Source organism: Nakamurella panacisegetis, assembly GCF_900104535.1.
GTDB lineage: Bacteria > Actinomycetota > Actinomycetes > Mycobacteriales > Nakamurellaceae > Nakamurella > Nakamurella panacisegetis.
This window is the reverse complement of sequence record NZ_LT629710.1, coordinates 744,837-757,120: the sequence shown is the minus strand read 5'-3', so window position 1 is coordinate 757,120 and position 12,284 is coordinate 744,837. Positions and strand designations below refer to the sequence as shown.

The 12,284-nt window shown below is 68.4% G+C and carries 11 protein-coding genes, 1 tRNA gene, 2 pseudogenes and 1 other annotated feature; of the genes and pseudogenes, 10 read left to right on the top strand and 4 right to left on the bottom strand.

Annotated features, from left to right (window positions below; all coding sequences use genetic code 11):
* Window positions 1-24 precede the first annotated feature (24 nt).
* A complete protein-coding gene (locus BLS97_RS03280) occupies window positions 25-399 on the bottom strand; it encodes an FmdB family zinc ribbon protein (RefSeq protein WP_090474578.1) in 375 nt (124 codons plus the stop codon).
* Window positions 400-606: 207 nt separating this feature from the next.
* On the bottom strand, window positions 607-1,197 hold the full coding sequence (locus BLS97_RS03275) for a 5-formyltetrahydrofolate cyclo-ligase (RefSeq protein WP_090474577.1): 591 nt from the start codon (window positions 1,195-1,197) through the stop codon (window positions 607-609).
* A 189-nt stretch (window positions 1,198-1,386) separates the two neighbouring features.
* Between BLS97_RS03275 and glp the strand changes: the two genes are divergently transcribed.
* The 6 genes from glp to BLS97_RS22605 all read left to right on the top strand — a co-directional run bounded on the left by glp (window position 1,387) and on the right by BLS97_RS22605 (window position 5,760).
* The gene (glp, locus tag BLS97_RS03270) at window positions 1,387-2,610 is read left to right on the top strand and encodes a molybdotransferase-like divisome protein Glp (RefSeq protein ID WP_090474576.1); all 1,224 of its coding nucleotides are present in this window, start codon (window positions 1,387-1,389) and stop codon (window positions 2,608-2,610) included.
* Between the two features lie 7 nt (window positions 2,611-2,617).
* Window positions 2,618-3,310 (top strand): GNAT family N-acetyltransferase, encoded by a 693-nt coding sequence (locus BLS97_RS03265; protein ID WP_090474575.1) that lies wholly within the window; start codon window positions 2,618-2,620, stop codon window positions 3,308-3,310.
* Between the two features lie 165 nt (window positions 3,311-3,475).
* Window positions 3,476-4,444 (top strand): divisome protein SepX/GlpR, encoded by a 969-nt coding sequence (gene sepX, locus BLS97_RS03260; RefSeq protein ID WP_090474574.1) that lies wholly within the window; start codon window positions 3,476-3,478, stop codon window positions 4,442-4,444.
* A gap of 51 nt (window positions 4,445-4,495) precedes the next feature.
* Window positions 4,496-5,275, top strand: coding sequence for a 2-phosphosulfolactate phosphatase (locus BLS97_RS03255; protein WP_197676388.1), 780 nt, complete (start codon window positions 4,496-4,498; stop codon window positions 5,273-5,275).
* 92 nt (window positions 5,276-5,367) lie between these two features.
* Window positions 5,368-5,443, top strand: a tRNA-Ala gene (locus BLS97_RS03250).
* 26 nt (window positions 5,444-5,469) lie between these two features.
* Window positions 5,470-5,760 (top strand): hypothetical protein, encoded by a 291-nt coding sequence (locus BLS97_RS22605; RefSeq protein ID WP_157695143.1) that lies wholly within the window; start codon window positions 5,470-5,472, stop codon window positions 5,758-5,760.
* A 12-nt stretch (window positions 5,761-5,772) separates the two neighbouring features.
* Here the strand turns inward: BLS97_RS22605 and BLS97_RS03245 are convergent.
* A protein-coding gene (locus tag BLS97_RS03245) for an IS3 family transposase (RefSeq protein ID WP_090474572.1) occupies window positions 5,773-7,034 on the bottom strand; the annotation gives its coding sequence in 2 pieces (ribosomal slippage) (window positions 5,773-6,731 and window positions 6,731-7,034; 1,263 coding nt in all).
* Window positions 6,604-6,735: a sequence feature (AL1L pseudoknot), on the bottom strand. (Overlaps the previous gene by 132 nt.)
* A 68-nt stretch (window positions 7,035-7,102) precedes the next feature.
* Here BLS97_RS03245 and dndD point away from each other — a divergent pair.
* The 4 genes and pseudogenes from dndD to BLS97_RS23350 form a co-directional block, all read left to right on the top strand.
* Window positions 7,103-8,782, top strand: a pseudogene (gene dndD, locus BLS97_RS03240) (DNA sulfur modification protein DndD); the annotation flags it as partial.
* A gap of 18 nt (window positions 8,783-8,800) precedes the next feature.
* A pseudogene (gene dndE / locus BLS97_RS24395) lies at window positions 8,801-9,179 on the top strand (DNA sulfur modification protein DndE).
* Window positions 9,179-9,961: a DNA phosphorothioation-associated putative methyltransferase gene (locus tag BLS97_RS23355; protein WP_231988504.1), complete on the top strand. Its 783-nt coding sequence runs from the start codon at window positions 9,179-9,181 to the stop codon at window positions 9,959-9,961. Before dndE ends, BLS97_RS23355 begins: the two are co-directional and overlap by 1 nt.
* Window positions 9,962-10,209: 248 nt before the next feature.
* The gene (locus BLS97_RS23350; RefSeq protein ID WP_197676386.1) at window positions 10,210-10,638 is read left to right on the top strand and encodes a DNA phosphorothioation-associated putative methyltransferase; all 429 of its coding nucleotides are present in this window, start codon (window positions 10,210-10,212) and stop codon (window positions 10,636-10,638) included.
* A 170-nt stretch (window positions 10,639-10,808) separates the two neighbouring features.
* Here BLS97_RS23350 and BLS97_RS03225 read toward each other — a convergent pair whose 3' ends face one another.
* Complete coding sequence (locus tag BLS97_RS03225) at window positions 10,809-12,194, bottom strand: DNA sulfur modification protein DndB (RefSeq protein WP_157695142.1); 1,386 nt, start codon at window positions 12,192-12,194, stop codon at window positions 10,809-10,811.
* Window positions 12,195-12,284 lie beyond the last annotated feature (90 nt).

Here is a 12,284-nt window from a genome sequence, read left to right as displayed (position 1 = left end):
CAGGGGTGTGTGGACAACCCAGGGTCAGGTGGTGGCCGCGGCCGCCGGCTTGCTGGAGGAGGACGACGAACCGGACGACGAACTCGATGACGATCCGGCTGTCGACGACCCCGATGACGAGCCGGCATCGGACGTCTTCTTGGGGGAGGACTCCTTGGCGGCCGGCTTCGACTCGGACGACGAGGAGTCGGACTTTTCGCTGGAGACGGCAGGCACCGCACCGGAGCGGGAGTCGGTCCGGTAGAAGCCGCTGCCCTTGAACACCACACCCACCGATCCGTAGACCTTGCGGAGCTTGCCACCGCAGTTCGGGCATTCCGTCAGGGACGCCTCCGAGAAGGCCTGAACCTGCTCGAAGCGGTGCCCGCACTCGGTGCAGGCGTATTGGTAGGTGGGCACACGTTCCTCCGGCGGTCACCCCGCGGCGCGCGGCACGCGGGGTAGAAGACATCTGAATCTGCTTGGGTAGCGCTCGGCGAGCCTCGGTCCCATCGGCCCTAGTGAATACCACGGCCGATCATCCGAGCATCAACGTTGGCACTCGAAACACGAGACTGCCAATTCGATGATGCTCGCATTCGGTTGCGCGGTGCAAGTGGGCCGCTCTCACCTGCGCAAACGGTGCCAACCACCGGCCGGTGTGACGACCGACGTCACCGCGATGTCATGACGGTCGGCCGGCACGTGCTCGAGCAGCTCCCCGTCGAACAGCACCCCGACGAGCTCCGGCCGCACGTCGCGGAGCAGGGCCAGAGTGCGGTCGTAATGCCCGCCGCCGCGACCGAGCCGCCGTCCGGCGCGGTCGACGGCCAGGGCCGGCACCAGCACCGCATCGGCTCCGGCCACGGCCGTCGGACCCAGCCGGGGTCCGGCCGGCTCGGCGATGCCGAACGCGCCCGGGCCGGTGGGAGCGGGATGGCGGCACCAGTCCAGCGGCGCATCGGCCCTGACCACCGGGACCAGCACCGACACCCCACGTTCGACCAGCAAGTCCAGAAGGGCGGCCTCCAGAGGTTCGGTGGGCAGCGGCAGGTACGCGCAGACGATCCTCGCGCCCCGAAGGGCGGTCAGCAGGTGAGCGGTGTTCGCGGCGGCGGCGGCCGCGCGGTCCTCCGGTGCTCGTCGGGCGCGGGCCGCGAGCAACGGTCGACGCAGGGCCGACTTGCCGGCGGCGACCGACGCGGGATCCTGGGTCACCGGTTCACCGTAGGCGCCGTCGGGCGGAGCAACGTGCGCCTCCGCAGTGGTGTCGTCATGGCCAGGGGCGGGCGAGACAGTAGCGTTACCGGTTATGGCCCAGGACTCGTCGGTGCGTTTGTCGTCAGGGGCGCTGCCCGCGGGCAGCGCCGCCGGTTCAACGACCGCCGGACGGAACCGGGAGATCTGATGCGCTCGGTCACCGCACAACTCGACATGGTGCTGGCCGCGGCGCTGACGCCGCCCCCGGTGCGGGTCGCCATCTCCGAGGCCCAGGGTCTGCTGTGCGCCGAGGAGGTCGTGGCCTCTGCGGCGTTGCCCGCGTTCGACCAGGCGGCCGTCGACGGGTACGCCGTGCGGTCGGTCGATGTGCAGGGCGCGAGCGCCGACAGCCCGATCCTGCTGCCCGTGGTCGGCGAGATCGACGCCGGTACCCGGACCGCCCACCGTCTCCAGCCGCACCAGTCGGTCTACGTGGCGACCGGTGCGCCACTGCCGACCATCGCCGACGCGGTCGTCCCGCGGTCCGGGGCCCAGCGGTCCGGAGCTCGGGTCCACGTCACCCGCTCGGTCGGGTCCGGGCAGTACGTCCGGCGGACCGGCGAGGACGTGCAGCCCGGCGACGTGGCGGTCCGCTCGGGTGCGTTCATCGGCTCGGCCCAGGTCGGTCTGCTGGCCGCTGTCGGACGGGACAAGGTTCTCGTCCACCCCAAACCCCGGTTGTCCATCATCAGTGTCGGTGACGAACTGGTCGACGTCTCCCGGTCGCCGGGCCCGGGCCAGGTCTACGACGTGAACTCCTTCGCCCTGGCGGCCGCGGCTCGGGACGCCGGCGCCGAGGTGAACCGGGTCGGCATCGCCCCGCGGGACCCGCGGAAGCTCAGGGAACTGGTCGAGGCCCGGCTGCTGGTGTCCGAGTGCGTGGTGATCTCCGGTGCGGCCGGGGGGCACAGCGCCGAACTGGTGGTCGAGGCACTGTCCGATCTCGGCGAGCTGGATCTGACCCGGGTGGCCATGCAACCCGGGTCGGCCCAGGGGTTCGGCCGCCTCGGGCCCGATGCCGTGCCGACGTTCCTGCTGCCGATCAATCCGGTGTCGGCGCTGGTGGTGTTCGAGGTGATGGTGCGGCCCGTGCTCCGGGTGATGCTGGGCCGCCGCAACCCTTACCGCCGAACGGTCACCGCCCGGACGCTGGAGCCGATCGCGTCGCCGGAAGGGCGTCGCCAGTTCCTGCGCGGCCAACTGATGCGGGACGAGGACGACGAGTACCTGGTGCACATCCTGGGCGGTGGCGGCACTCACCTTCTGGCCTCCTTGGCCGAGGCGAACTGCCTGGTGCTGATCGACGAGGAGGCCACCGACATCCCGGTCGGGACAGAGGTTTCGGTCTCCTTCCTGGCCCAGCGCGCCTGACGGCCCAATGAGCGTCGACGGCTGGCCGCCGGCCGGTCGGCATCCGGGATGGCCGGCCCGTCTTGGACCGGTGGCGACGAAGGCGGGAGCGGTCGAGCTCCGACCGCTGCGCCGGTCCGACGGTGATGCCTGGCAACGGATCCGGATCCGCGACGAGCGGTTCATCGCCCCCTGGGACGCCACCAGTTCCATCAGCTGGGCCGAGCGGCACACCAGGGCGCAGTGGCACTCTCACCGATCGTTGCTGATCGCGGCGGCCCGTCGTGGCGAGGTGCTGCCGTTCGTTATCACCGTCGACGGGACGTTCTCCGGCCAGGTCACCATCGGCGGTCTGCAACGCGGCGCCCTCCGCTCCGCGTGGATCGGCTACTGGGTCGACTCCACCCGGCAGGGCGGCGGGGTGGCCACCGCCGCCGTGGCGCTGGCCACCGGTCATGCGCTGGGTCCGGTCGGCCTGCACCGCGTCGAGGCGACGATCGCGCCGGAGAACCGGGCCAGCCAGGCCGTTGTCGCCCACATCGGGTTCCGGCAGGAGGGGTACCTGCAGCGCTACCTGGACATCAACGGAGCATGGCGTGACCACCTCCTGTTCGCCATGACCAAGGAGGAGGTGCCCGGCGGTGCCGCAGAGTTGTTGTCCCGCTGGCACAGTGGCGCCCTCCCGCCACCTCCGGGGCCGGGGGCGCCCGGCTCGGCCTGATCGGCCGACCCACGGTCACCCCTCGATCGGAACTTGACCGGCCAGTCGGGTGATGATCACGGGCGTGTCCTCCGGGGCTGGGCGCCCCTTCCTCGCTAGCGTGAACGCAAGGCCTGCTACTGCGTTCCCGTCCGGCCGACCGCATCTGATTCGAGAGGAGGCGCGATGTCCATCCCCACGTCGCTCATCATCGTGGTACTCGTCGCCGCCTGGCTCACAGTCCTGGTGCCGATGGTTGCGCGGAGGCGTGAAGCGGTGCCCGAGACCGACACCGACGGCGGCTCTTTCCGGGTCCTGCGTCGGGCTTCGGCCTCCATTCGGCGTCGCCCGACCTTCCGTCGTCGGGCCGAGGTCGACCAGTACGCCGAGGATCTCGAGACCGACGGCGCGGTCGGGGACGACGCCCTGGACGAGGTACTGCTGGACAACGAGCACGACCCATACGCCGAGGACGAGTTCGACGGCGAACCGGACGACTATGAGGACGTCGAGTACGCCGAGGTCACCTACGAAGAGGTCTCCTACGAAGAGGTCACTTACGAGGACGCGACGGTCGAGCGCGACGGGGCGGTGGACCGGGAGCCGGTCGCCGTCGGTGCATCGTCGTCGCGGCGCGATCGGTTTGCCGGGGTCGACGAGTCCCACCTGCGGCCGGTCCCGCGTCGCCACGGCCGCGGCGGGTACGACCCGGACGCGGCCGAGGTCGCTCGCGCCTACAAGTACTCGCGGCGTCGCCGCATCACCGTTGTCCTGTTCCTGGCCACGGTGGCGTTCGGGGTGGCGGCCTACTTCGTCAAGCCGGTGCTCTGGTCGGGCACCGGGTTCTTCGGGCTGCTGCTCGTCGCGTATCTGGGCTACCTGCGCCGGGCCGTCCGGATCGAGAACGACATCCGCCAGCGGCGTCTGGCTCGGCTGCGCCGGGCCCGGCAGATCCGTCCGGAGTACCACCTCGACCGCCTCGACGAGCCGGTGGTCGGCAGCTCGTTCGGCCGGCCCGAGGTCGCTGTCTCCCAGGTGCCGCCGTCGGGTTACCGGCACGGCCGGGAGATCGTGGACCTCGAGGACGACGATCCGTCGTTCGACGACCTGGACTACTACCAACCGATCGTCTACCGGCGAGCGTCGGGCCAGTGAGCCCGATGGCGTTGGTCGGCTGACCGGCTCCGTGACGGCTTGGTCCCGCCGGTGACGCCGCCCTCGCGGGATCATCATCGCCAGCCGGGCTGGGCCATCCGTTTCGACTGGGGCATGCCCGGTGCGATCGCAATCGGACAGGGCGCGGCCGTCGTGGTCGTCGTCGACGTCCTCTCCTTCACCACCGCCCTCTCGGTCGCGGTCGACGAAGGCGTCGAGGTCTACCCGTATCGCTTCCGGGACGCCACCGCGGCCACTTTCGCGGCCACCCGCGGCGCGGTGCTGGCCATCGGCCGTCGCGAGGCCGGCCCGAGCGGGGTCAGCCTGTCCCCGCTGTCCGTCCAGGCCGCGGCCCGTTCCGGAGCCCTGGCCGTCTCCCGCAAGCTGGTCCTGCCGTCCCCCAACGGTTCGGCCATCTCCCGGCAGATGGCCGAGTCTGGCGCCGTGGTGGTCGGGGCGTGCCTGCGCAACGCCAAGGCCGTCGCCCGCTGGATCAGCCGCGGCGCCGTACGAGGCCCGGTGGCCGTGGTCGGGGCGGGGGAGCGCTGGCCCGGAGATCTGCTGCGACCGGCCGTCGAGGACATGTGGGGCGCCGGCGCCGTGATCAACGCGGTGCTCCAGTCCGGGATCGGCCCGGCCTCACCCGAGGCGCTGGCCGCCGCAGCGGCCTATCGCGAGGTGGCCCCCCACGTCGCCACGTCGCTGACGGCGTGTGCCTCCGGCCAGGAGCTGATCAGCGACGGCTACGGCGACGAGATCCCGCTGGCCGCGCAGGAAAACGTGTCCTCCAAGGTGCCCGTGCTGATCGGGGAGTCCTTCCGGTCGGGCTGACGATCCGGCACCGCCGGCCCTGCTCCGCGGGTGTCCGGAGCACCCTTCAGGCGCTGGTAGTCTTCTTCATGTTCACGGAGCGATCCGGGTTCGGGGCTGTAGCGCAGTTGGTAGCGCGCTTCGTTCGCATCGAAGAGGTCCGGGGTTCGATTCCCCGCAGCTCCACCAAAACAAGGCACTCTAGAACCCTTGACATGGGAAAGAACGCGGAAGCGCATGCTGCCGTGTTCTTTCTTTGTCTTGACCCGATCAGTCACCCAGTCGGCGGGCGATGGCATCACCTCGGCGGTGTGAATCGCCTCGATGGACTCCGTGTGCTCAACTCCGGCCACGACTGTCGAGCCGAACTGCGAGTCGAGTTCGATCCTTCGGAACCAGGCCTGATTGAAGGCGCGCCGGAACTCGGGCGGCGAGAGGCGGTAGGCGTTGCCACAGTCGGCGACAAAGGCGAGCGCACGCCGAACTGTGAACCGCACTGGGTCTGATGGAGGCTCGAGCTATTGGATTCCGGCCAGGGGTTGGTCGGTCCGTTTCGTAGCGTAGTACGTGGCTTCGTACTCTGCTGGTGGTAGATCGCCGAGGTAGCCGTGCAGCCGGGCCGTGTTGTGCCAGTGCACCCAGCCCAGGGTCGCCAACTCGACATCTTCGACGGTCCGCCACGGTCCGGGTCGTCCGGGTCCGTAGATCAACTCGGCCTTGTAGTAACCGTTCACGGTCTCGGCCAACGCATTGTCGAACGAGTCCCCGACAGTCCCGATCGACGGGGTGGCACCGATCTCGGCCAGCCGCTCGCCGTACCGGATGGATGTAAATTGACTGCCGGCGTCGCTGTGACAGCGCAACCCGTCGATCCGGGTGCCGCGGCTCCACCGGGCCATCTCGATCGCATCCAGGACCATCTCGGTCCGCATATGGCCCGCGACCCGCCACCCCACGATCATCCGCGAATACACATCGACCAGGAAACACACGTAGGCGATGCCGGACCACGTCGGGACATACGTCAGGTCGGTCACCCACAGCTGGTTCGGTTCCTTCGCGGTGAAGTTCCGTTTCACCAGGTCCGGGTGCCGCGGCGCCGCCGGGTCGGGCCGGGTCGTGCGGATCTGCCGGCCGCGGCGGACACCCTGGATCCCGGCTGCGCGCATCAGCCGGGCAACCTGGTCCCGACCGATGTCGTGCCCGGCCCGACGGGCGGCCTTCCACAGTTTCCGAGCGCCGTAGACCCGATAGTTGCCCTGCCACAGGGCGCGCAGCTGCGGGATCAGCTGCTCGTCCCGCTGTTGGCGCGCTGAGGGCGGCCGGGTCTTGGCGGCGTAGTAGCTGCTCGGAGCGATCGTCACCTCGGCGCTGGCCAGCGTGGTGATGATCGGCTCGACTCCGAACTCGGCGCGGTTGGCGTCGATGAACGCGACTACTTCTTGTGTTGGCGGTCGAGCTCCGCCCCGAAGAAACTGGCTGCCCGCTTCAGAATCTCGTTGGCGCGCTTCAATTCTCGGTTATCCTGCTCCAGCTCGGCGATCCGGCTCGCCTCGCTGGTCGACACTCCCGGCTTGCGTCCGTCGTCGATGTCGGCCTGCCGCACCCAGGACCGCACCGACTCAGCGCCGTAACCGAGCTGCCGCGCGACCCGGTGCACGGTCCCTTGATCGGTGCCCAGTTCGGAGCGCAACTGCCGGACCAGCCGGACCGCCTGCTCCTTCTCCGCAGGCGAATACCGACGGGTGGTCGGCTTGCCCGGTGAAACCTCAGATCCCATGACTCCATCCTCGTTCCCAAGGTCAAGAGTCTCCACCGGAGCCAGTTCACACCGCTCATCAGCAGGGCGTCGAGCGGACGTTCCGCGTCCGTCGCCGCTGGCGGAGCAGCGGCGCCTCGCTGCGCGAAATCCTCTTGGTGACGGTCGATGGCAGGCATGACGAGGCGCTGACCTCGACCTGGAACGAACACGTCGAAACGTTTCTGCCGCGCGGTATCGCCGGGCTCTTCTTCTTCGATGGCGAGCAGATTGAGGCGCTCGCTGGTCTGGAGCGCTCGCGTCAGGTGCTGGCTGCGGCGCTGGCCGCGCTACTTGGTCTGGACCTTGTCGAGCGGCTGACCCACGATCTTGCCGTCCTGCGCAGGCGACACCGCAATTCGCAGGTGCCCGATGAGCTTCGGCAGTCCATCGATGAGCGCCGCGACGCCGCGACCGCCGTCCGCAAGGCCGAGGAAGCGGCCGCTGACGTGGTCGCCGTGGCTCGCGTCGAGTCTGAGCGCGCCGACAAGCGCTTGCATGAAGTCACGGAGCGCTATCGGGCAGCTGGCGGTGATCTCCTGGATCAGCGGGATGCCGCCGAAACACGCCTCGCCATGCTGCGTGATCAACTGAACGAGACCGACGATCACCTTCGCAGTGAGCTTGTTGACGTCGCGCCGTTGCTGCTCGTCAAGGACCTGATTGCCCAGCTCGCGGATCAAGCTGGCATCGAAGCGACCGCTACCCGCGAACGCCTCCTAGTCGACGTCATCGCATCACGCGATGCGGCGCTGCTCGGTGAACTGAAGAAGGCCAGGGTCAGCGCCGCCGCCATGGAACGCGTCGAGCGCTACTTGCTGGCGGATCGAACGCAGCGTGCCGACTCGGCTGAGGTTGCGGTGGTGACCGGCCTGCCGGATGCGACGCCGATTGATTCGGTCGCCTCCATCGCCATGCCGGCGTGCGAACGTCGACTCGGTGGACTGATCCGACGCCGACACGAGCTGGCAGCAGAACTAGAGCAAGCCGAGCGGGTCCTGGTTGCGATCCCCGACCCTGAGGCGCTTGCACCCCTTCGGGCCGAACTCGACGATGCGTCGCACCTTGCCGTGCGCGCCCATGCTTCGCTGGTGGACGCCGAAGAGCAGCTCAACGTCCTCCGACATGAACGGTCGCGTGCCGACGACGCCTACGAAGCGGCGCTCGATCGAGCCGCGCACGCCACCTTGGCCGCCGATGATGACCGTCGGGTGGTAGAACACGCCGACCGGGTACGGACGACACTCGACTCGCTCAGTCGCGCCGCCACTGAGCGGCATCTGTCGCGGATTTCGGCGCTGGTGTTGGAGGCCCTCGGTCGGCTGCTTCGGAAGTCTCGGTTGATATCGGATGTGCGGATCGATGTTGAAACGAAGACTGTCGAGTTGACGGGCGCGGATGGGCGCCCGTTGGCAGCACAGGAGCTGTCCGCGGGTGAGCGTCAACTGCTGGCTGTCGCCTTGTTGTGGGGACTGGCGCGCGCCGCTGGGCAACCGCTGCCGATGATTATCGATACGCCCCTCGGTCGGCTCGATGGGTCACACCGGGAGCACCTGCTTGAGCGCTATTTCCCCCATGCCTCGCATCAGGTGATCTTGTTGTCGACTGATACCGAAATCGATGCCGATGCCTATGCGAGCATTCGCAGCCGGGTCGGCCGTGCCTACCGCCTGGAGTTCGATCAGACCGCGAACGCCACCAGCGTGCACGCTGGCTACTTCTGGGAGTAGGACACGAGCCTCGAACACATCCGCCTGTCGCAGGCGGCGCGGGATCAGCTCGTCACCCTCAAGCGGCGGACCGGCATCACACAATGGAACGTGCTCTGCCGCTGGGCACTGTGCCGCTCGCTCGCTGAACCGGCACCGCCACCGGCTGTCAAGCTGGTGGTCGACGGCAACGTCGAGATGACCTGGCGCGTCTTCGCCGGCGATCATGGCGACGAGTACTGGGCGCTCGTCCGACTGCGCTGCCACCTCGACGGCCTGCCACTGGACGATGAGACTCTCGCGCAGCAGTTACCGCCTGCATCTGCATCGCGGCATCGGCTACCTGGTCGGCGATCCGCGCGTAACTGACGTTGCCGGCTTGGCATCGCTGGCGGTGAGCGCCCCACCTGCCGCGTGATGCAACCGGTTGCACGGCACCGCACCGCCCTCAGCCGCGGCGCGCTGTCGAGACCGTTGGCGCTCGCCCTGGCCGACGGCGTACTTTGTGCGGACCAGTCGGTCTTCGATTACGGCTGCGGCAAGGGCGATGACCTCAGGAACCTTCGGTCGCTCGGTGTGGACGCCGACGGCTGGGACCCCAGTCATCGTCCAGCCGTCGAACGGCGGCCTGCTGATGTCGTCAACCTCGGCTACGTCGTGAACGTCATCGAGGACCCGCAGGAACGCGCCCGGGCTCTGGCTGACGCCTGGCGCCTGGCCAACCAGGTGCTCGTCGTCGCGGCTCGGATGACGTGGGACAGTCGCGACCTCGTCGGCCGACCCCATGGCGATGGTCTGGTCACGCGAACTGGCACTTTTCAGAAGTTCTACGAGCAAGCCGAGTTGGCCGCCTGGATCGAGCAGATCACCGGCTCGCGGCCGTTGGCCGCCGCACCAGGGATCTTCTACGTCTTCCGCGACGAAGCCCGGGCGCAGGCGTTCTTGTCAAGCCGCGTCTACGTCTATCGGCCGCGCGTAGCGATCGATCCCCATGCCGTGTACGAGGCGCACCAGGAAGTCCTTGCGCCGCTCGTCGAGTTCCTGACAGCGCACGCGAGGCCACCGCGACCCGGCGAGTTGACCGCTGACGATCATGCGGCGGTTCGCGACGCCTTCGGCGATCGGCCGCAGGCTGAAGCTGGTTCGCCAGGTCACGAGCGACGCCTATTGGGAGCGGGTCAGGGTTCAGCGGCGGAGTGAATTGTTGATCTACATCGCCATGTCGCGCTTCAGCCAGCGGCCGCGCTTCAGCCAGCTTCCGCCACCGCTCGCCAACGACATCCGCGCACTATTCGGCACCTACCAGGCTGCCTGTGCACAGGCCGATCGCCTCCTGCTGGCGTGCGGCGATCTGGTCTTGATCCTGGTGTCGGCTCGCAGCTCCAAGATCGGCAAGCAGACGCCGTCGGCCCTGTACGTGCACCGCTCCGCTGAGCCGCTTGCTCCCGGTGCTCCAGGTCTACGAGGCCTGCGCCCGTACTCTGAGCGGCAACGTCGGCGAGGCCAACATCGTCAAGCTGTCGGTCACCGAGCCGCAGGTGAGCTACCTATCCTACCCGCGCTTCGACCGCGATGGCCACCCGACGCTCGCGAGCGCGGTGACGGTGAACCTGAAACGCCTGAGCGTGGACTGGCGCGACTACAGCCGATCGGTTAATCCGCCGCTCCTGCACCGCAAGGAGGAGTTCGTAGCGCCGGATGATCCGCGTCGCGACCTGTACGCCCGGCTGACGAAGGCCGAGTGGCGGGCCGGGCTCTACGAGCACCCCGAGCTGATCGGCACCCTCGCCGGCTGGAAGGCCATGCTCGATCGGGCCGGCGTTGAGGTCCGCGGCCACCGGCTGCAGCGGGCTGGTCCTGGGTCATCGGCGACATGAAGAAGCCCCGACGTCCGGGATGGACGTCGGGGCCTTAGCCTTCAGCGACGGGCGCGGGGTCGGCGGCTTCGTCCGGCGAAAGTGCTCACCGGGCCGCCACAGCTACGGACCAGCCATGGCCAACACACCTCCTGTTTGCAGTCTACTCTCTGATGTTTGCAGTCAGACTACTACGATGAGGGCGTTGTTGGCAAGCTGGGGACACATGTTTGCGCAAACTGCGGGTGGTTCAGCAGCCAGCCAACCCGCCGGCCGGGGAGCTTGGGCAAACCCGGCATCGGACCAACGCGGCCCGGATACCACCCGCGCGCCAGCGCATAGTCGCGACGCAGTACCTCCTGCGCGTCCTCGTCCATCAGCTCCTCGGCGACGAAGTAGCTGATGAGCCGTCCGCCCAGGTTGATCGCTTGCCGAGAGGCGATCATCTTGCCGTTGGAGCGCACGATGACGTCCATCCAGACGTTCGACGATGCTCGCCAGTCGATCCGGTTCATGCGCTCGATCGCCAGCTTGGCGTCAAGCCCCAGCCTGATCGACTCGCCGATGCCGCGGAACAGCGCCACCTGGGCGATCGGGCGGAAGAGCAGCGACCACTTCTCCTGGTACTGCCGCATCGCCCTGATCCGATGCGGCCGGGCAACGGCCAGCCGGTAGGGCTCAAGGCCGTCCAGCACCGAGGTCCACCAGCCGGCGCTCCACCGGTAGGCCCGCTCCAGCTCGTCGTTACGAGGCCGGTTGACCCGGTGCTTCTCGTCGAAGTGATGCAGGCCGTGCGCGTCGCACGCCGCCTCGACCGTCTGGTAGACGGCGTTCAGCGTCGTCAGTTTCTGGGTGAACTGCGGCAAGTTCGTCTGCCGCCACTCGACGAGCGGTTCGCCGTCGCTATCGAACAGGTTCAGCGGCGGGCGCGGCTTGGTGAGGCCAAGCGGCGGATCGCGATCCACCAGCCAGCGGGCGACGATGGCGTAGCCGTCGTCTTCGCTGGTGATGATGTTGTCGCTCGGCGTGGTGGGTCGAGCGTGACGGTTCACCTTGTTGAAGATCCGCCGTGTCTTCTCCAAGGTGTCGTACTTGATGAAGACGACGCAGATCTCGTCGCTGGCTACCGAGGCAATGACGCTGGGATCGGCTTCACATCGGCCGTTGACGATCTCGCGCAGTGCGACCAACCGGTGCTGGCCGTCCAGCGCCACCAATCGTCCGCCGTCGACCGTCAGGAAGCCCATGCGCTCGGCCGCATCCCGATGGGCGGCATGAACCGTGGCGTTCACCAGATCGAGCGCCTCGAACTCGAAGACATCCGGCTCGTAGGCGAGCACGATGAGAGAGCCAAAGAAGCGGTCACGCGCCCGCAGCAGGTACGGCACCAGTTCCTCGCGTACCCGGGTCACCGCCACGTCGCGCTGGATTCGCTCGCCGATGGTCCAGCGCGTCCATTCCTCAAGTTCACTCGCCGGGCGGACCACACCGGCCAGCTCGCGGGCCGACATCGTCACCTGGTAATAGTCGGTCGATCCAATCCGTCCCCGGATCGCGGGGAACACGTACGTTGCCATGAGTCGCTCCAAGCCCTCCAACAGCGACCGCCACCGGCAGCGACGGAGGAGATCGCCTCGACGTCTCCTCCGTCGCTTGCCCGAGGTGCG